This is a genomic window from Variovorax glacialis (genome assembly GCF_051216375.1).
Lineage (GTDB): Bacteria > Pseudomonadota > Gammaproteobacteria > Burkholderiales > Burkholderiaceae_C > Variovorax.
Map to the genome: position 1 here is coordinate 14,916 of NZ_JBPJZT010000024.1, position 19,103 is coordinate 34,018.

At 66.2% G+C, this 19,103-nt stretch carries 19 protein-coding genes; 8 read left to right on the forward strand and 11 right to left on the reverse strand.

Features of this window, described 5'->3' with window-relative positions; translation table 11 throughout:
- Positions 1 to 88: 88 nt before the first annotated feature.
- Both ACSFBL_RS32445 and ACSFBL_RS32450 read left to right on the forward strand, forming a co-directional pair.
- The gene (locus ACSFBL_RS32445; RefSeq protein ID WP_435519932.1) at positions 89 to 355 is read left to right on the forward strand and encodes a hypothetical protein; all 267 of its coding nucleotides are present in this window, start codon (positions 89 to 91) and stop codon (positions 353 to 355) included.
- A complete protein-coding gene (locus ACSFBL_RS32450; RefSeq protein ID WP_435519933.1) occupies positions 330 to 602 on the forward strand; it encodes a DUF1488 family protein in 273 nt (90 codons plus the stop codon). The genes ACSFBL_RS32445 and ACSFBL_RS32450 overlap by 26 nt, the downstream gene beginning before the upstream one ends.
- A gap of 25 nt (positions 603 to 627) precedes the next feature.
- Here the strand turns inward: ACSFBL_RS32450 and ACSFBL_RS32455 are convergent, their stop codons facing one another.
- From ACSFBL_RS32455 to ACSFBL_RS32495, 9 genes are all read right to left on the reverse strand, one after another.
- Positions 628 to 1,257, reverse strand: a complete 630-nt coding sequence (locus ACSFBL_RS32455; protein ID WP_435519934.1) for a 3'-5' exonuclease — start codon at positions 1,255 to 1,257, stop codon at positions 628 to 630.
- Entirely contained in the window at positions 1,254 to 3,074 is a 1,821-nt protein-coding gene (locus ACSFBL_RS32460) for a putative nucleotidyltransferase substrate binding domain-containing protein (RefSeq protein WP_435519935.1), read from the reverse strand. The genes ACSFBL_RS32455 and ACSFBL_RS32460 overlap by 4 nt, the downstream gene beginning before the upstream one ends.
- 21 nt (positions 3,075 to 3,095) lie before the next feature.
- Positions 3,096 to 4,772, reverse strand: a complete 1,677-nt coding sequence (locus tag ACSFBL_RS32465; RefSeq protein WP_435519976.1) for a cation acetate symporter — start codon at positions 4,770 to 4,772, stop codon at positions 3,096 to 3,098.
- Between the two features lie 41 nt (positions 4,773 to 4,813).
- Positions 4,814 to 5,122, reverse strand: a complete 309-nt coding sequence (locus tag ACSFBL_RS32470) for a DUF485 domain-containing protein (RefSeq protein ID WP_435519936.1) — start codon at positions 5,120 to 5,122, stop codon at positions 4,814 to 4,816.
- 2 nt (positions 5,123 to 5,124) lie between these two features.
- Positions 5,125 to 7,089 carry an acetate--CoA ligase gene (gene acs / locus ACSFBL_RS32475; RefSeq protein WP_435519937.1) on the reverse strand — a complete coding sequence of 655 codons (1,965 nt, stop codon included), beginning with the start codon at positions 7,087 to 7,089 and terminating at the stop codon, positions 5,125 to 5,127.
- A gap of 174 nt (positions 7,090 to 7,263) precedes the next feature.
- Entirely contained in the window at positions 7,264 to 8,007 is a 744-nt protein-coding gene (locus ACSFBL_RS32480; RefSeq protein WP_435519938.1) for a response regulator transcription factor, read from the reverse strand.
- Entirely contained in the window at positions 8,004 to 8,825 is an 822-nt protein-coding gene (locus ACSFBL_RS32485; RefSeq protein ID WP_435519939.1) for an ATP-binding protein, read from the reverse strand. The genes ACSFBL_RS32480 and ACSFBL_RS32485 overlap by 4 nt, the downstream gene beginning before the upstream one ends.
- Positions 8,780 to 9,970, reverse strand: a complete 1,191-nt coding sequence (locus tag ACSFBL_RS32490; RefSeq protein ID WP_435519940.1) for a PAS-domain containing protein — start codon at positions 9,968 to 9,970, stop codon at positions 8,780 to 8,782. The genes ACSFBL_RS32485 and ACSFBL_RS32490 overlap by 46 nt, the downstream gene beginning before the upstream one ends.
- An 80-nt stretch (positions 9,971 to 10,050) precedes the next feature.
- Positions 10,051 to 10,434 (reverse strand): response regulator transcription factor, encoded by a 384-nt coding sequence (locus ACSFBL_RS32495; protein ID WP_435519941.1) that lies wholly within the window; start codon positions 10,432 to 10,434, stop codon positions 10,051 to 10,053.
- Between the two features lie 116 nt (positions 10,435 to 10,550).
- On the opposite strand from ACSFBL_RS32495, the gene ACSFBL_RS32500 reads away from it, so the two are divergent.
- Positions 10,551 to 10,913 (forward strand): hypothetical protein, encoded by a 363-nt coding sequence (locus tag ACSFBL_RS32500; protein ID WP_435519942.1) that lies wholly within the window; start codon positions 10,551 to 10,553, stop codon positions 10,911 to 10,913.
- Here the strand turns inward: ACSFBL_RS32500 and ACSFBL_RS32505 are convergent.
- Entirely contained in the window at positions 10,817 to 11,194 is a 378-nt protein-coding gene (locus ACSFBL_RS32505; protein WP_435519943.1) for a hypothetical protein, read from the reverse strand. The two genes, ACSFBL_RS32500 and ACSFBL_RS32505, sit on opposite strands and share 97 nt — an antisense overlap.
- A gap of 404 nt (positions 11,195 to 11,598) precedes the next feature.
- Between ACSFBL_RS32505 and ACSFBL_RS32510 the strand changes: the two genes are divergently transcribed.
- The 3 genes from ACSFBL_RS32510 to ACSFBL_RS32520 all read left to right on the forward strand — a co-directional run bounded on the left by ACSFBL_RS32510 (position 11,599) and on the right by ACSFBL_RS32520 (position 15,979).
- Positions 11,599 to 13,680, forward strand: coding sequence for a TonB-dependent receptor (locus ACSFBL_RS32510; protein ID WP_435519944.1), 2,082 nt, complete (start codon positions 11,599 to 11,601; stop codon positions 13,678 to 13,680).
- A gap of 485 nt (positions 13,681 to 14,165) precedes the next feature.
- A complete protein-coding gene (locus ACSFBL_RS32515) occupies positions 14,166 to 15,602 on the forward strand; it encodes a DUF1254 domain-containing protein (protein WP_435519945.1) in 1,437 nt (478 codons plus the stop codon).
- The gene (locus tag ACSFBL_RS32520; RefSeq protein WP_435519946.1) at positions 15,569 to 15,979 is read left to right on the forward strand and encodes a hypothetical protein; all 411 of its coding nucleotides are present in this window, start codon (positions 15,569 to 15,571) and stop codon (positions 15,977 to 15,979) included. The genes ACSFBL_RS32515 and ACSFBL_RS32520 overlap by 34 nt, the downstream gene beginning before the upstream one ends.
- A 32-nt stretch (positions 15,980 to 16,011) precedes the next feature.
- On the opposite strand, the gene ACSFBL_RS32525 is transcribed toward ACSFBL_RS32520, so the two are convergent.
- Positions 16,012 to 16,836 (reverse strand): MipA/OmpV family protein, encoded by an 825-nt coding sequence (locus ACSFBL_RS32525; protein WP_435519947.1) that lies wholly within the window; start codon positions 16,834 to 16,836, stop codon positions 16,012 to 16,014.
- Between the two features lie 159 nt (positions 16,837 to 16,995).
- On the opposite strand from ACSFBL_RS32525, the gene ACSFBL_RS32530 reads away from it, so the two are divergent.
- Together ACSFBL_RS32530 and ACSFBL_RS32535 are read left to right on the forward strand one after the other, a co-directional pair.
- Complete coding sequence (locus ACSFBL_RS32530; RefSeq protein ID WP_435519948.1) at positions 16,996 to 17,997, forward strand: phosphotransferase enzyme family protein; 1,002 nt, start codon at positions 16,996 to 16,998, stop codon at positions 17,995 to 17,997.
- A 212-nt stretch (positions 17,998 to 18,209) separates the two neighbouring features.
- Positions 18,210 to 19,079, forward strand: a complete 870-nt coding sequence (locus tag ACSFBL_RS32535; protein WP_435519949.1) for an amino acid ABC transporter substrate-binding protein — start codon at positions 18,210 to 18,212, stop codon at positions 19,077 to 19,079.
- The last annotated feature ends 24 nt before the right edge of the window (positions 19,080 to 19,103 follow it).

Sequence of the window (19,103 nt, forward strand, 5' to 3'; positions counted from 1 at the left end):
GAGCCGATGTGTGCGCTGCCGAACCGACTTGGGGCGATGCCCGGTGTAGAACGGAAAACATCGGCTCCGGCTTTTCGAGCAAGACACCATGGACTACGACCGCGATTCCAGGCGCATCTCCTACCACGGCTGGGAGATACGCAGCCACCTCACCAACGTTTCGTTCGACGGCACCGTGGCGGCCGGCGCGATGCTGTACTTCCAGGAGGCATGCCAGTGCCACATCATCTCGTGCAGGCAGTTCGCCGAGGGCCGCGATGCCATCCATGCCATCGAAGTCAAGGCCTCGCTCTGGATCGACGACCGCGAAACCCATCCCAGGACCCCCAATGTCGAATCCCCCCTTCTTTCATGACGCCTCCGGCGCCGTCCACTTCTGGGTGCCCATCGATGGCCAGCTCGTCGGAGCGAGCATCGGCAAGGAGACACTGCACTACTGCTATCGCCCGACCGCCACGGACGACCAGCCGCTGGAGACTTACCAGCTCCATGCGCACGAGATCGAGGCAGCCGTGCGCAGGCGCGTGGCTGGTGGCTCGGTCGAGCCGGTGATGCTGCGCGACTACGACCTGCGCGAGCCGGCGGGCAAAAGCAACGTATAGGCGACCGGGACGCCGTCCCCAGGGCCTAGACCAGGCTTCGCAATTTCACGAAGGCCAGGCCCGCCATGACGGCATCGTCCAGCGCGTCGTGCGCGGCGCGAAGCGGCAACCCGAGGTCGTTCATCATCGTCGCGAAGCGCAGGTCGATGGTGCCGCCGCGCAAGTGGGCGGGGAGTTGGCGGTTCCTGTAGTCGTAGTACATCGCCGATACCTCGATCTTCGGCTGCGGCAGCCGCAGGCCGAGCATGGGCCGGATCTCGCGGTTGAGCATCGCGACGTCGAACTCCAGGTAGTAGCCCACCAAGGGACGGCTGCCGATGAACTCCATCAGCAGGCGCATCGCCTGCGCTGCATCGATGCCGTGGGCGACATCCTGCTCCCGCAGCCGATGGACTCGCACGTTCTCGGCCGACATCGCGCGCTCGGGCCGCACCAGCAGTTCGAGCCGCTCGCTGGTCAGTAGCCGGTTGCCCACGATGCGCACGGCTGCGATCGAGATGATGCGATCCTGGCGCACGTCCAGGCCCGTGGTCTCGCAGTCGATCGTTACCCACTCGTCGTCGGGCGGCGCGTCGTACATGAAGGCAAAGTGCGGATCGGCCAGGTGATGGAGCATCCACCTGCGCCGCAGCGCGCCCAGCCAGCGAGCCCTCATCCGCGCTCCAGGTGGAACTGGAATCGCACCAGCGCCTTGAATCGCTTGACCACCGCGAGCGCATCCTTCAACAGGTCGCGCTCCAGACTGCTCAGCCGCTCGACCTGGACATTGCCGCTGACCGCACGCCCGCCCTCCAGTTCAGCCAGGCCGGCCTTCAGCTTGAGCCCCATCAAGTAGTGAAGGCTGTCGGCCAGGTCGTTCGCCAATTCGATCGGCAGCCGGCCGCTGGCCACCAGCGCATCGAGCCGCGCGGTGGTGCTGGTGGCGCGCACGTGGTCGCGCAAGGCCAGGCTGCGGACGCCGTGGACGATCGGGAAGATGCCCCCTCTTTTCAGGTCGATCGCCTGCCGTTCGTGCTCGCCGAAGAGCAGGAGCCGGTTCCACCATCCGCTCGGGGCATCGGGGAACAGATCGATGGGCGCGGCAAAGCGTCCGAGCAGCGCATCGTCGGCCGTCACGAGTCGGTCGACTTCGGCGCGCACCTCGCCCAGCAGCGAGGCATCGCCGGCGACAGCATGGGCGTCGATGAACGTGGCCAGGGCGATCAGCCCTTCGGGGTCGGGGAGCAGGAGCCATCGGCGAACCCGGTCGCGGAAGTCGCTCGCGCGGTGCCGCCAGTCCGGGTTGCTGACCATGATCCCGCCGGGGCAGTCGGGGTAGCCGAAGTCGCGCAGCGCGTCGGAGAAGCGCTGGCAGGTCGACGCCACGACGACATCGCCGACCGTCGTGCCGTCCCGCAGGACGAGCCCGTTGTCCTGATCCGTCTTGAGCAACTGCTCGCCGCGTCCTTCGCTGCCCATCACGAACAGGCAGCTGTCGGCCAGCAACTCGGGCGGCGCGACCAGTTGCCAGGTGCGCTCGAACAGCTTGGCGTTCAGCGCCTGCACCAGCTTGCCGATCTGGCCGACGCGCGTCCCGCTGCGGTACAGCAGCGCGATGAAGCCGGTGATCTTTCCGGCTTCGGACCTCAGCGCATCGAGGCTCTGCGCCCGCACGATCCGCACCGTGATCAGGTAGGAATGGTTCGACAGGAAGCTCAACAGGTCGAGCTGTTCGAGCAGGCCGACGACGCGTGGCCCGTCCGCCACAACCAGCCGGTGGACCTGATGCCGGATCATCAATGCCAGAGCGTCGAACAGCGGCGCGTCCGGCGCGATGCTCACCAGCGAGAAGGTCGCGAGATCGCGCACCGGCCGCATCGCCAGCGGCTGGCCATCGACGACCGCGCGCTGCAGGCCGGTGTTGGTGAAGATGCCGAGCCGTTCACCGTCGCGCACCAGCACGCTGCTGGCGTGCTCGGCCTGCATCAGGCGGGCGACGCTCACGATGTCGGCGGCGCCCTCGACCACGTGCGCCGGCCGCAGGAAGGCCTCTTCGACCCGCGACATCGTGAGCGCATGCATCTCGCGCTGCTCGTGGCGTTGCGCCAGCGCGCCCAGCTTGTTGGACAGGTCCGAGAACAGCAAGGCGCCAAAGGTCGCATTGCGCGCGATGAGGGCATGCACTGCCGCCTTGGCCAGCAGGTAGGCCACCACTTCCTCGGCAGCGACGAAGCGGCTGCTGGCGAAGCCCGCCATCAGCGAGCGGCCGTCGAAGCAGTCGTTGGGTCCGAAGCCCGCCACCGCCTCGCCGCCGTCGAACTGCGAGACGTGCCCCTTGATGATGATGAACAGGTGCGCCGGCTCCGCACCCGGCTCCAGGATCGCTTCGCCTTCCCGGAAGTAGGCGATGTCGACGCTGTCCCGGACTATCTTCCGCTCGGCCTCGTCCAGACAGTCGAACGGCGAGGCCGAGAAGTCGAAGGCATTGGGCATGACCGCGAGGAATGAAGGGCCTCAGTGCCCGGACGCGCCCTCCGCGCCGATACCCGTCTCCGAACGCACCTGCTGCGCCAGGAAGCCCGCCCGGTCTTTGGCCGCGCGCGGGCTCCTGTCGAGAATGGAGAACAGCCAGATCCCGACGAAACCGATGGTCATGGAGAACAGCGCCGGCGACTGGTAGGGGAACAGCGCGGAGCCCGGTGGATTGCCGAGCGTCGCCTCCCACACGGCCGGCGACACCACTGTCAGCACCACCGACGAGGCGAGCCCGAGAAAGCCGCCGATGACCGCACCGCGGGTGGTGCAGTCTTTCCACAGCACCGACATCAGCAACACGGGAAAGTTGGCGGAGGCCGCAATCGCGAAGGCCAGGCTCACCATGAAGGCGATGTTCTGCTTCTCGAACACGATCCCCAGCACGACCGCGACGATGCCCAGCGCCACCGTGGTGATGCGCGACACCTTGAGCTCGGCCACGCTGTCGGCCTTCCCCTTCTTGAGCACCGTCGCATAGATGTCGTGCGACACCGCCGAGGCACCGGACAAGGTCAGCCCCGCCACCACGGCCAGGATGGTCGCGAAGGCCACCGCCGAGATGAAGCCGAGGAACACGTTGCCACCGACCGCTTTCGCCAGGTGTACCGCCGCCATGTTCCCGCCGCCGAGCAGCCCGCCCTTCGCATCGAGGAACTGCGGATCGGTCAGCACGAAGGTGATGGCGCCGAAGCCGATGATGAAGGTCAGCACGTAGAAGTAGCCGATCCAGGTGGTCGCCCACAGCACCGACTTGCGCGCTTCCTTGGCGTTGGGCACGGTGAAGAAGCGCATCAGGATGTGGGGCAGCCCCGCGGTGCCGAACATCAGCGCCATGCCGAAGCTGATCGCCGAGATCGGGTCCTTGATGAAGCTCCCAGGACCCATGATCGAGAAGCCTTCCGCGGCAGCGGCAGCAGGCGGCTTGCCTGCGGCGGTCGCGATGGCGGTCTTGACTTCGACCGCCTTCGCGAACATCGCCTCGGGGCTGAAGCCGAAGTTCCACAGCACCATGAAGGCCATGAAGGTCGCACCCGCCAGCAGCAGGCAGGCCTTGATGATCTGCACCCAGGTGGTCGCCGTCATGCCGCCGAAGAGGACGTACACCATCATCAGCGCGCCGACGATGACGACTGCGATCCAGTACTCCAGCCCGAAAAGCAGCTTGATGAGCTGACCCGCGCCGACCATCTGCGCGATCAGGTAGAAGGCCACGACCACCAGCGTGCCGGACGCGGCGAACACGCGCACCGGCGTCTGCTCGAAGCGGAAGGCCGCAACGTCGGCAAAGGTGAACTTGCCCAGGTTGCGCAGCCGTTCGGCGAGCAGGAAGGTCACCACCGGCCAGCCCACCAGGAAGCCGATCGAGTAGATCAGCCCGTCGAAGCCGCCGACCATCACCGCTGCCGAGATGCCGAGGAAGGAGGCGGCCGACATGTAGTCGCCGGCGATCGCCATGCCGTTCTGGAAGCCGGTGATGCCGCCGCCCGCGGTGTAGAAGTCTGCGGCGCTCTTGGTCTTGGCCGCGGCCCACTTGGTGATGAAAAGCGTGCCGACGACGAAGGCGGCGAACATGCCGATGGCTGTCCAGTTGGTGGGCTGCTTCTCGAGCTGCCCGAGATCGGCGCCGGCGGCCTGTGCGGCACCGGCTGCCGCCATCAGGGCCACCAGGCCCAGCGTTTTCGCAAGGCGTGAGCGGCTCATTTCAGGACCGCCCTGGCGATCTCTTCGGTCAGCCTGTCGTATTCGCCATTGGCCCGGTGCACGTAGATGCCCGTGATGACGATGGTGAAGACGATGACGCCCAGGCCGATCGGCATGCCGATGGTCATGACGCCGCTGCCCATCCGAGTTGCGAGAAAGGGCTTGTCGAAGGCAACCAGCAGGATGAAGCCGTAGTAGACAACCATCATCGCCGCGGCCAGCCACCAGCCAAAGCGCGAACGCTTCGACTTGAGCGCCTGGTAGTTCGGGTCGCGCAGGATCCTCGATGTCAGATCGTTTTCCATGGTCAGTTCCTTTCCATGAGTTGCTCGAGGACGGCCGGGTTCTCCAGCGTGGAAATGTCCTGCGTGATGGCCTCGTCCTTGGCGATCGAGCGCAGCAGGCGGCGCATGATCTTGCCGCTGCGGGTCTTGGGCAGGTTGTCGCCGAAACGGATGTCCTTGGGCTTGGCAATGGGCCCGATCTCCTTTGCGACCCAGTTGCGCAATTCCGTCGCGACCTTCCTGGCTTCGTCGCCGGTCGGCCGCACACCCTTCAGCACGACGAAGGCGCAGATCGTCTCGCCGGTCGTCTCGTCCGGGCGCCCGACGACGGCGGCCTCGGCCACCAGCGCCGTGCAGGACACGAGTGCCGACTCGATCTCCATCGTTCCCATGCGGTGGCCCGAGACGTTGAGCACGTCGTCGATGCGGCCGGTGATGGTGAAGTAGCCGGTCCCGGCGTCGCGGATCGATCCGTCGCCCGCCAGGTAGTAGCCCTTGAGCTCCTCAGGGAAGTAGCTGGCCTTGAAGCGCTCGGGATCGCCCCAGATGTTACGGATCATGCCGGGCCATGGCTTCTTCACCACCAGCAGTCCGCCTTGTCCGTTGGGGACGTCGTTGCCCATCTCGTCGACGACGGCAGCCGCGATGCCCGGGAAAGGCAGCGTGCAGGAACCTGGCACCAGCGGCGTCGCGCCGGGCAGGGGCGTGATCATGTGGCCGCCGGTCTCGGTCTGCCAGAAGGTGTCGACGATCGGGCACCGGCCACCGCCCACGTGCTGGTGATACCACTCCCACGCGGCCGGATTGATCGGCTCGCCGACCGAACCCAGGATGCGCAGGCTGCCCAGGTCGTAGCTGCGCGGATGCACCGCTTCGTTGGATTCGGCCGCCTTGATGAGCGAGCGGATGGCAGTGGGCGCGGTGTAGAACACGCTGACCTTGTGGTCCTGGATCATCTTCCAGAAGCGTCCTGCATCAGGGTACGTGGGCACGCCCTCGAACACCACCTGCGTGGCGCCGATTGCCAGCGGGCCATAGCTGATGTAGGTGTGGCCGGTGACCCAGCCGATGTCGGCCGTGCACCAGAAGACGTCCTCGTCCTTCAGGTCGAAGGTCCAGGTCGTACTTACCGCCGCCTGCACCAGGTAGCCGCCCGTCGAGTGCTGCACGCCTTTCGGCTTGCCCGTCGATCCGGAGGTGTAGAGCAGAAACAGCGGATGCTCGGCACCCACCCATTCGGGCTCGCAAGTATCGGATTGCGCCTGCGTCTCCTCGTGCATCCAGCGGTCGCGCGACGCATCCCAGGCAATCTGGCCGCCCGTGCGCCGGTAGACGATCACGTCCTTGACCGACTCGCAGCCACCCAGCGCCATGGCTTCCTCGACGATGGCCTTGAGCGGCAGTTGCTTGCCGCCGCGGAGTTGTTCGTCGGCCGTGATCACCATCACCGCGCCCGCCCCTGCAATGCGGTCGCGAAGGCTCTGCGCCGAGAAGCCGCCGAACACGACCGAATGCGTGGCGCCGATTCGCGCACAGGCCTGCATCGCCACGATGCCCTCGACACTCATCGACATGTAGATGACGACGCGATCACCCTTCTTCACGCCGCGCGCCTTCAGCGCATTGGCCAGGCGGCAGGTCTGCGCCAGCAGTTCGCTGTAAGTGACGCGGCTGACACGGCCATCGTCGGCCTCGAAGAGGATGGCCGCCTTGTCACCCCGGCCCCGCTCCACATGGCGATCGAGGCAGTTGTAGGACGCATTCAAGGTGCCGTCCTCGAACCACTTGAAGAAGGGCGCGCCACTTTCGTCGAGCGACTTCGTGAAGGGCGTCCGCCAGCTCACGAACTCGCGGGCCAGGCGCGCCCAGTAGGCGCTGTTGTCGGCGTCGGCCTCGGCCACCAGTTTCTGGTAGGCGGGCATGCCGGATACGTACGCCTCCTTCATGACGGCGTCGGGTACCGGGTAGATGATCGCTTCTTCGCTCACTGATATCTCCTTTGCGTGCAGCAACTGCCCTACCCTGCGCGCGCCGTGGGTTCGAGTCTGTGCGCTAGCACACCAAGAAAGCACTTCGTCAGGGTGGGGTCGGAACGATTCTTGACCGCTGCATCGCGCCGCGGGGGCGCATGCAAACATTCGTCACATTGCAGTGCCGGCGGGTCAGTCCCAGGTGACGGAGGCGGCGAACATGTAGCCCGCGCCATAGACGGTCTTGATGATGACCGGGTCGTGAGGATCGGCCTCCAGCTTGCGACGCAGGCGCGAGATGCGCACGTCGATGCTGCGGTCGGTCGGCAGCAGGTCCCGCGCGCCGATCAATTGCTCGCGCGTGAGGATCTGGTGCGGGCGCTCCACGAAGCAGCGCAGCACCTGCGTCTCGGCCGTGCCGAGCAGGTGTTCCTCGCCGTCGGGCGCGCGCAGGATGTGGGTCTCGCAATCGATGCGCCAGCCGAGGAACGAGGCACAACGGCGTGGCCGCCCGGCGGTCGCGCCCGGTGCGGCCATGCGCCTGCGCAGGATGCTGCGCACCCGGGCCACCAGCTCCCGCGACTCGAAAGGCTTGGTCATGTAGTCGTCGCCGCCGAGTTCGAGGCCCTTCACGCGATCGGCCGTGTGGCCGCGGCCGGTGAGGATCAGCACGCCCGCGCTGCAATGCGCAGTGATGCGACGCATCAGGTCGATGCCGTCCATGTCCGGAAGCCCGAGATCGACGATGCACAGGTCGGGCTTCTCGGTCTGCATGCGGCGCAGCACCGCGGCCCCGGTCTGGAAGCCCTCGGCCGCGAATCCGAATTCGTGCAGCGCGTTCAGGACGAGCTTCGTCACGGCCGGATCGTCCTCCACCAGGAAGATCAGGGAACGCGGTGCGCTCTCGTCCGCCGAGGGAAAAGCGTGCGTGTTCATGAGCGTGCCACCTCGATCGCAGCCGCCAGCTGAGTCGCCGAGAAGGGCTTCGCCAGCCACGGCACGCCGGCCACCGCGCGCTTGCCGTCCGCATTGCCGCTCATCAGCACCACGGCCCGGGCCAGATGCTGCTGGCGTGCCGTCGACGCAAGCTCGTAGCCGTCGACGCCGCCCGGCATGGACACATCCGACACCAGCAGCGCGATGTCGGGCGTCTGCCTGAGCAAGGCCAGCGCCTCCACGCCGTCGCCGGCTTCGAGCACGGCATAGCCCAGGTCGAGCAGGTCGCGGCGGACGACATGCCGCACCTGCCCGTCGTCGTCCACCAGCAGCGCAAGGCCGCGCCGGCCCGATGCCACCGGCGCGGCGGCGGGCGTCGGCCGGTCGCCGGCACGCGCCGCCGCGGGCAGCCACAGCGACAGGGTCGTGCCGCGGCCCGGCGCGCTTCGCACGTCGATCGCGCCGCCCGACTGCTTGATGAAGCCATAGACCATCGCCATGCCGAGACCGGTGCCGCTGCCCGGCTGCTTGGTGGTGAAGAAGGGCTCGAACATGTGCGTCAGCGTGTGCTCGTCCATGCCGTCGCCGTCGTCCTGTACGTCGATGCGCACGCAGTCGCCGGGCGAGGTCTGCAGCGCCGTGGCCGCGTCGGCATCCAGCACGGCCGGGCACGCGCGCAGCGTGATGCGGCCTTGCGAGGGGATGGCGTCGCGCGCATTGAGGATCATGTTGATGAGCGCCTGCTCGAGCTGCGCGGCATCGATCCAGGTCGTCAACGGCTGCGCGCCGGCGCCCTTGGCATCGACCACGAGCTGCACGCGCTCGGGCAGGGAGTGCCTGAGCAGGCTTTCGACCCCACGCAACACGGCCTGACGTCCACGGCGCCAGCCTGCAGCGGCTGGCGTCGCGCGAAGTGCATCAGTCCGTTCACCAGCCCTGCGCCGCGGCGCGCCGCGTCCAGCGCCGGCTGGATGTATTCGGGCACGAGCGGATCGTCCGGCTGCGCCTGCTTCAATGCGGCGAGATTCCCGATCACCACCGTCAGGATGTTGTTGAAGTCGTGCGCCAGGCCGCCGGTCAGGTGGCCCAAGGCCTCCAGCTTCTGGGCGCGCGCGATCAGCTCCTGTGAACGCCGTTGCTCGGTGATGTCGAAGGTGAGTTCGAAGCAGCCGGCCACCGTCCCGTCGCCGGCGCGCTCGGGGACCAGCGAGGTGCGCACCGTCCGTCGCTCGCCGGTGTGAACGACCAGCTCGTACTCGAAGCTCACCGACTCGCCCGTCACCGCCCGCAGCACGTGCGGCCTGACCAGCCCATAGACCTCGTCGCCCAGGAAGGCGCGCGCGCTGACGCCCTCGGGGCGGGAGGTGTCGACGCGAAACCAGTCGTGGTAGCCCCGGTTGAGATAGCCGTAGACGCGGCGCCGATCGAAATAGGCCACCATCGCCGGAATCGAATCCATCACCAGCCGCACCCGCTGCTCGCTGCTCACCAGTTCGGCGGTACGGGCCGCGACACGATTTTCGAGATCGGCGTTCTGCTCGCGGATCGTGCGCTCGGCGCGGCGCTGCGCGGTGACGTCGGAATACAGCGTCACGAACCCGTGGCCGGGCAGCGGCTCCCCGTGGATGTGCAGCACGCGGCCGTCGGGGCGGGTGCGTTCGATGTCATGCGCCTCGAAGGTGCGCGCCGCGGCCACGCGATCGGCCACCAACGCCTCCGGCTCGCCCGGACCGTATTCGCCGCGCCGCGCGTTGTAGCGGATGAAGGTCTCGAAGGGTGTGCCGAGGTGCGCCATGCCCTCCGGAAAATCGAGCAGCCGCTCGTAGGCGCGATTCCATGCCACGAGCCGCAGGTCGGCGTCGAAGATCGAGAGCCCCTGGTCGAGCAGGTCCAGCCCGGCCTGGAGGGTTTGGTGCCGACCCAGCGGGGCTGTTGCCAGGGCGGCAATGGCGTTGTCTCTCACGGTTGTCTCCCCCCGGGCTTGGCGTCGGCGTTCATCCGACATGCGCTTTATAGCCCAGGCACCTCGCGCCGGCACGATCGTTACGGGGGCCCGACGCCGGAGACTGCCCGGCGAATGGCTTCGATCACCTCGGCGCCCGGCCCGTTTTTCAGGAGATAGCCGGCGCAGCCCAGTTCGCGCGCCGAAGCCTTCGTGTCGTCATCGTTGTACGCGGTGACGAAGATGAACGGTACCCCGTCTCCCTGCACGCGAAGCTGCCTAGCCAGGTCGAGCCCGGACAGGCCGCCGAGTTGGACGTCGAGCAGCAGGCAATCGAAGCGCGAATCCGAATCTGCAAGAAAGCTTTCAGCCGAATCGTAGACCCGCGACTCTATTCCCGAGGCACGCAGGAACCGGCCCAGCGAACGGCAGAGGCTTGGGTCGTCGTCCACGACGGCGACATGAAGGGGTTGGCGATCGTTCATCGACGGATTCCGCCCACTGTGGGTCTGCCGATACTGAGCGTCTACTGCCCTTTAGGGAAGGTGTGCAGGCGAGCGATTGCTCCTATCCTCGCGCCGAGGCAATCGAGGCATTCAACATGAAGTCATTCGGAAGCTGCACCGCCAAGGGAGTTCGCCGACTCCACACACCCACCATCGTCTGCGCCAGCCTGCTCGTCGTCGCGTGCGCAGCGCAGGCCCCGCCGGACACCATCGGCGGCTACAAGCCGCCGGCCATCTTCGCCGGCTTCCTGTCGCCGCAGGTGTCCCGCACCGGCTGCATCGACGCGGTCGCGCGTTACCTCAAGGTTCCACGCGACACCGTCACGCCGATCAGCGACCAGCAGGCGATGCAGGACGGCTACTACGTGGTCACGTTGAGCGTGGCCGGGCAGTCGCGGCCCTTCAATTGTTCGGTCAACGAGAACGGCGTCACCTCCGATGTGATTCGGGCGCCCTGATACGCATTCGCTGGCCCAAGCAGGACAAAGCCGATGGCCGCAATGTTGAAGCCCAGCACCGCCACGTGGGCCAGCCGCATCGCCGACGCATAGGCATCGATGGTCTGCGCGTGCATCAGTGCGAGTTCGCAGTACGCGAACCATGCGGTCGATGCGCACTGCATGGCAAAGAACAGACTCGGCCAGGCTGTGCGATCCCGCAGCCAGACCGGCAGGTGCACCGCGGCGAGGGTCAGGCAGGCGGAGGCGACCATTGCCCACAGGAAGGTCACCCAGCTCATCGGGCTCCTGTGCCATGGGCTGCGCACGACGCGCGCGCGCCCGCGCGAACCGTTCCGAAGCGTACGCACCGGCGCTTCGGCGATCTCCTCGGATGCATTCCTCGCTCCTGCCGGGTTCTGGACCCATAGTCTTTTTCAGTACCGGAGCCTACTTGCGGTTGCAAAAAGAAGTCAAGTCGCGCCGCGCACCTGGCGCCGATGTCTTTCGCGGATCAAGCCTGCGGAGAACTTCGGCCGGAATCGAAATATTCGAGTGAACCAAGGCTACATGTCGCGCCGTACAAGAGGAACCATGATCATCCGCTCGCCCGCGCCAGGCGAGCCTCATGCAACGCTTCACGACCTCGTCATTGCCAGTTCGCACACTCACCTGGAATTCGCGAGTCTTCCTACATCGCCGCCCAATGCATTCTTCTCGCCGCCTGCCGCACTTCCTCTCCGTGGCAGCATTGCTGAGCGGCGGCGCCTGGGCCCAGGAGGGCCATCTCCCCGAGGTCGAAGTGCGCGGTCCCCGCGATGCGACCATCGGCTCGGCCGACAGTGCCAGCGAGGGCGCGGCCGAACGCGAGGTGTTCCAGGCCCGGCCCAAGCTGCGCCCGGGGGACATCATCGAGGCCGTGCCGGGCGTCGTGGCGACGCAGCACTCCGGTGACGGCAAGGCCAACCAGTACTTCCTGCGCGGCTTCAACCTCGACCACGGCACCGACTTCTCGATGAAGGTCGACGGCATGCCGGTCAACATGCCGACGCACGGCCACGGCCAGGGCTATGCGGACCTCAATTTCCTGATACCGGAACTGGTCTCGGGCGTCGCCTATCGCAAGGGGCCCTACTTTGCCGACAACAGCGACTTCGCCCTGGCCGGCAGCGCGGCGATCAACTACTTCAGCGTGCTCGATGCGCCTTTCGCGGAGATCACCTATGGCTCCAACAACTATCGCCGCCTGCTGGCGGCCGGTTCGCGCACGGTCGAGGATCAGACCTGGATGGGCGCCTTGGAACTGGTGGGCAACGATGGCCCCTGGGAGGTTCCGGAGAATCTCAAGAAGGCCAACGCCGTACTGCGCTATTCGCAGGGCTCGCCCACGCACGGCTTCAGCATCACGGGCATGGCCTACAAGGCCCGCTGGAACGCGACCGACCAGGTCCCCGAGCGGTTGATCGACAGCGGCGAGTTGCCGCGCTTCGGCTCGCTCAACGCCACCGATGGCGGCGAGAGCCAGCGGTACAGCCTGTCAGGCAGATGGTTCGACAAGAGCGCCACCGGCGAGACGAACATCAATGCCTACGCGATGGCCTACCGCTTCGACCTGTTCTCCGACTTCACCTACTTCCTCAACAACCCGGTCAACGGCGATCAGTTCGAACAGACCGACCGGCGAAACGTCTTCGGCGCGCAGGCATCGCACCAGATGCCCGACAAGCTCGGCGCACTGGACGGCGTATTGAGCTTCGGCGCGCAGTGGCGCGGCGACCGCATCGGCGAGGTGGGCCTCTTCAACACCGAGGCGCGCGAGCGGCTGTCCACCGTGCGCAACGACAAGGTGTCGCAGGATCTCCTGTCCCTGTATGCGCAGCAGGATGTCTACTTCAACGACCGCTGGCGCGGCTATGTCGGCCTGCGCGGCGACTTGCTGCGCTACGACGTCCAGGGACGCGAGCCGGTCTACGGACCGCTGAACAGCGGCAGCGGCCACGATTCCCTGGCCAGCCCGAAGGCCGGGCTGATCTTCACGCTCTCGCCGCAGCAGGAGTTCTACCTGAACGCCGGCGTCGGCTTCCACAGCAACGACGTGCGCGGCGCCACCATCACGGTCGACCCCCAGACCGGCCTGCCGGCCGACCGCGTGCCGGCGCTGGCCAAGGGCAATGGCGCAGAAGTCGGCTGGCGGTTTCAGCCGAACGAGGATGTCATGGCCACCGTCGCCTTGTGGCAGCTCAAGCTCGATTCGGAACTGGTGTACGTCGGCGACGCGGGTTCCACCGAACCGGGCCGGGCGAGCAATCGGCGGGGGATCGAGGCCACCCTGCGCTGGAAACTGCCCAACGGTTTTCGGCTCGACGTCGACGCTGCGTATTCACGCGCCAGATTCCGCGGCGTCGCCCCGGAAGGCGAAGGCAACTACGTCGACAACGCCGTCGAAAGCGTGCTCGCCACCGGCCTGACATACATCGAAGGACCTTGGACCGCCTCACTGTGGCTGCGCTACCTCGGCCCCCGTGCGCTGGACACGTTGAACGCGGTGCGTTCGCGCAGCAACACGCTGCTGAACCTGGGCACACGCTACGCCGTCAACCGGCACCTGACGCTGGGGCTCGACGTCTTCAATCTTGCGGGCAAGAAGGGCTACGACATCGAGTACTTCTACGCGTCCTGCACGGCCGGAGAAATCGCGAGCGGCGCCTGCGGCGCGGGTATCGAGGGGCGTCACGTGCACCCCATGGAACCAAGGAGTGCGCGCGTCAGTGCCAAGTGGACGTTCTGAAGGGCAGCGCTTCTTCACCCACTGTCGGCCCGTGATGGAACATCGGCTGCAAACGCCGCTTTCGCTAACCCTCCGCTAAGTATTGCGCCCGATACTTTCCCCCGCAGCCCGCTATCCTCCTCCCTCCCTCAAGGGCTGCACTTGACCCGCTCCGGCGGGTTTTTCTTTGGACGCTCGCATCGAGCTTCGGGCCGTGGCGAACGCCTCAACTCTTTCGGCATCAACTTCTCGACGACCTGGTCGATGCTGAAACTTGCAGCCTTGGTGCAGCGGAGTGCCGTGGTGCACGCAGCCAGCACCCCAGGGTGCACTAGGCGGCGGCTATGACGACATTGGCTGGACCTGCCGGAAGTCTGCTACGGGCCCCTTTGCTGCTGTCCAGGTTTTGCCGAAGCAGACCTTGGCACATCGCGGCCTGATCGAGGGAATCGCGGCGTAAGCTGCGTCTTCCTTGCAATTGATCGCGAGCGAAAAGGAAGCACGAAATGAGAAATCCCGTTGCTGCTGCAGAGGGCGCGAGCGCGAAGATCACCCCGCGGCTGTCCCCTTCGTGGGCTCGCTCCCTGCCGCCAACACCCGATGTGCGGGTCAGCATCACCAAGGCATACGCGGCGCACGTCGCCCGCGATGTGTTTTTCTGGGCGTGGCCGCTGGTCAACCTCTACAACCGACGCATCGCCTTCTCGACGATGAATGAGCAAAGGCATGTCGGCCCGCTGCTCGAAGCCCCGCTCAACCGACTGACCATGCTCATGGACTACGTCGATCCGGAGGAACGCAATGTCGCCTGTCCGAACCAGGACGTGGTCTATGGCCTCGGCATGCTTGCACTGGATGTGTCGCCGGTCGTCATTCAGGTGCCAGACTTCGGGGACCGCTTCTGGGTCTATCAGATCGTCGATCTGCGCACCGACAGCTTCGTGCAACTGGGAAAGATGCATGGCAGCACGACAGGCTTCTACCTGCTCGTCGGCCCCGATTGGCACGGAGAAGTTCCAGCGGGCATCACCCGCGTGTTTCGCGCATCGAGCAAGACCGGTCTCGTCGCACCGCGCATCTTTCAGGACGACACGGCGCAAGACAAGCAGGCCATCCAAGCGGCACTGACCGGCGTCGTGATGTATCCGCTGGCCGAGTACGACGGGCAAATGAAGGCGACGGACTGGAGCCGGATTCTGAAGGCACCCGCCGCGCCGCATGGCGAGGAAGAGACTCGATGGGTCCTGCCTGAAAAGTTCTTCGATGAACTCGCGGAGGTCCTGGCGGATGCGCCGCCGCTGCCGGGCGAAGAAGCCCGCTACGCGCAGGTCCTCGCCGTGCTGGCGGCTGCCAAGGACGAACCGGACCTGAAGCAGGCAATGATCGAGGCCGCAACGCAGGCCGAGGAAGAACTGGTGAATCCGTTGTTCCAGTTCCGCAACTACGGCCAGCGGTTGCCCAATCACTGGACCACGATCTCGAATGAGTCGGCCTTCGGCACCGACTACTTCACGCGGACCGCCGTTGCGAAGTCGAACATCCTGGTCAACTCTCCCGACGAGACGAAATACTTTTACCAGGACCTGGACGAAGCAGGCACAAGGCTCCACAGCGACAAAAAGTACACGGTCACCTTCCCCAAGGATGGCACGCCGCCGGTCCACGGCTTCTGGTCACTTTCGATCTACAACGAGCACCATTTCTTTGTCGCCAACCCGATCCACCGCTACTCGGTAGGCACGAAGAACAAGGATCTCAAACTCGATGCCGACGGCTCGCTGACGATTTTCGTGCAGCCGGGAGAGCCCGGCGATCCGGCGCAACGCGCCAACTGGCTGCCCGCGCCGATGGGGGACTTCTCGCTCTACGTCCGCGCGTACTGGCCAAAGGCTGCGGCCATGGACGGGTCGTGGACGCCACCTCCCGTAAGGCGGAGAAACTGATCCTCGTCCGCTTTGAGAAAGCGAAAAGAACATCAGGTTATGGCCGGCTGCCGAAGTCCAGCATTGCGCAAACGACGTCCGCTCTCGCTAGAGCCAGCAAGACGAATTCAAAGCTGCCCTCGATGCCATCCGGTAGTGATCTCGCCGCACTGTCGGCGCGAGCCGTCGCCCAGATCGAAGAGCTGAGAGAGGCGTATCGCGCAGTCACATGCGTGCACGAACTGCTTCTGCAAGTGCACAGCCTGCCCAAGGACAAGCGCCACTTCGACTTCCGCGAAGTCGAAGCACTCATCGACTTCATCGACGCCGAGTGCCAGCGTCGCGCGCAGACCGCTCTCGCCACCATCGCGTCGATGCGCGAGCCTCCGGCATTCTGAACGAGCAGCGGGGATCGCCCGCGCTCACATCGTCAGAACCTGTACGAGGCGAAGATCCCGTAGACGTTCTGCGACTTGTCCTCGGTGATCGGGCTGTCCTTGGCATCGCCTTGCAACCACGAGGCCGTGACGCTGGCGCCGACACTCCACTGTGCATTCAACAGATACAGGGCGCCGACGGAGAAGCGCAGGGAGTTGACGCCGCTTCCGGCCGCGTAGGGGGCAACGCCGGCGATGAGGCTCTGCGTGGGGTTGATGCCGAAGTAGGTCTGCGCGTACTTCCCGTTCGCCCAGGTGACGCCGGGTCCGGCCGTCAGGATGAGCCGTTCGCTGGCCTGGTACTTCCCTTCGAGGTCGACGGCGAATCGGGTGCCCTGGTCGTTGCCTCCGATGTCGGAGACGAGAAAGCCTCGAACGGTCAGCCAGTCGAGCGTGTAGGCAGCGAACACGCTGCCGAGCGCCGTCTGCGAGATATCGCCCCAGCCACGGAGGATCGGCGCGTCCGACGCCTTTCGCGGCTTGGTGAGTTCACCTCCCAGTGCCACGCCGAAGCGCCAGTTGTCGTCCTGGATGAGATTGACGCCGACGCCGAAAGGGAAGCCGGCCCCGGGCGTGCCTCCGATGAAATAGCGCCCGTAGTTGGCGCTGACGAGCGGCAGCGCCACGACCTGCGACTCGCCGCTGCCCGGGTACTTGGGCCGACTGAAGGCGCCCAGCCCCGCGGAAAAACGCCAGCTTTCGTCGGTCGCCTGCTCGAGCCGCGCCTGGGCCAGCGCATCTTGCGCAGTGAACATGGCAGGCAGCATCGCGGCTGCAAGGATGAGGTGTGCGCCATGTTTGCGGCGGGTGGGGCTCATGCGAGGCGTCTCCAGGTGAGTGAGGAAAGTCGATTCGGTCGTCCGGGATTAAATAGGCAGTTTGTCGTCGGTTGCAACCCTGGCAATCATTTGGGTGGTGCGCGCGCGACGGCCGTTTGCCTGGCGGCATAATCGCGCCCCTTTTTACTTGGGGGCACGATGCAGTTGGAAATCGCGCAATCCACGCCGACAGCGGCCAGCATCGCGGCGATCGTTCAGGCGCACTACGACCTGGGCGAAGTCGTCGAGAGCGAGTTCCTGCGGCGCAGCTTCAACCAGGTCTATCGGCTGGGCTTTGCCAGTGGGCAACGTGCCGTGGCGCGACTCTGCGCCGAGCGTCCGCGGGGGGGCCCCAATGTCCTGTTCGAATCCTTTGCGCTGGCGCATCTGGCAGAGGCCGGATGCCGAGTCTCGCGATGCCTGCCGAGCGCGACCGGTGAGGTTGCCATCCAGGTGCCGCTGCCCGAGGGCCTCCGTGCACTGGCGCTCTTCGAGCATCTGGACGGTGAGTTCACGAGCGATTCGGCTGAAGACATCGAGGCCTTTGCGCGCGGGTTGGCCGCGCTGCACATCGCGGGCGAAAGCTACGAGGGCCCGGCCAGCGCCTATCGCCTGGATCTGGACTACCTCCTGGTGCGGCCGCTCGAAGGCCTGCTGCGCGCCCCGACCATGACTGCCGCGCTGCGCCCGCAGTTCGAGGCGCTGGGCCGTCGCCTGCATGACGACATCGTGGCACTGGGCGAGCTTGCCCAGGTGCTGTGCCACGGCGACGCGCATGGCAGCAACAACTTCATCGTGACCGGCGCGCAGGACCAGCGCGAGGCCGTGTTCTTCGACTTCGACGAGGCGGGACCGGGCTACCTGGCCTATGAGCTGGCGGTCTATCCATGGAACCTGTACCCGCGCGCGCCGGACGGCGTGCCCAGCGACAAGGCGAAGACGCAGTGGCGGCATTTCATCTGCGCCTATCGCGCGACGAGGCCCGTCGCCGATGTCGACGTCGCCGCCATCGCACGCTTCATGGCGGTGCGGCAGTTCTGGCTGCTGGGGGAGTACGCAGGGCGTATTCCGGTCTGGGGCTCGCAGGCCATTCCGACGGACTACCTTCGCCGGCAGGTCACGATGCTGCGCCAGTGGGAGGCGCTGGAGCTTCCGCGCTGAGCCTGCGCGAACGGCTGTCCTTCGGCAAGACGATGCCCTGCTGAGGCTGGCGCCCTTTCCAGGAGGGGGCGTCCGCCAATCGTAATTGCCAAGCGGTGGGAGTGGGCCGCACAATGCGCCGGCTTCGCGGCGCCGTTTCGGTGAGCTCTGCGCAGTGGCCGGCCTGCCCGACCTCGTCAACACCGGAACGGTTCAATCCCAAAGGACTCCGCATGGATTCGCGCATTCTGTCGCTGGTAGCGCCGCTCTTGATCTCGACCCTCCTGGGTGCCTGTGCCAGCGCGCCAGGGGGGCCGCCCAAGGACTCCCTTGCCCGCATCGGACAGACCCAGACGCTCAAGCTCGGCTATCGCGAGGATGCGAAGCCGTTCGCGTCCAAGGGCGCCGACGGCGCGCCGACGGGCTATTCGGTGGAACTGTGCAAGCGCGTGGCCGCCTCGCTACAAGCGCAACTCAAGCTGGCCAAGCTCGATGTGCAATGGGTGCCCGTCACCGCGACGTCGCGGATGCAGGCCGTCAACGACGGCAGCGTCGACATCGAGTGCGGCAGCACCACGCGCACCTTGAGCCGGGAGCAGCAGGTCGACTTCAGCAACACCATCTGGGTCGAGGGCGCGTCCTTCGTCTCGCTCGCCTCCTCGCCCATCGGGCGCGCGGTCGACCTGAACGGAAAGCGCGTCGGCGTCATTCCCGGCACCACCACCGAGCAGGTTCTGAAGGGACTTGCCGCGCGCGGCGTCGTGCCCGTCCTGGTGACGGTGCAGACGACCTCCGACGGCATCGCCGCGGTGCGTGACGGCAGGGCCGATGCCTACGCGAGCGATCGCCTGATCCTCGTCGGCGAAGTCCTGGGCGGCCCGGCAGGCGCGACACTGCGGCTCAGCGACGACTACCTGTCGATGGAGACCTATGCGCTGATGATGCGCCGCGACCCGGACATGCGGCTCGCGGTCAACCGTGCCCTGGCCGAGACCTACCGCAGCGGCGAGATCGCCAAGGTGTTCAGGCAGAGCTTCCCGGCCGGCACCACGCCGTCGCCGTTGATTGAGGCTGCCTACGTGCTGAACGCGCTGCCCGAATGAAGGGCGTGCACGTCTGAGCCGGGT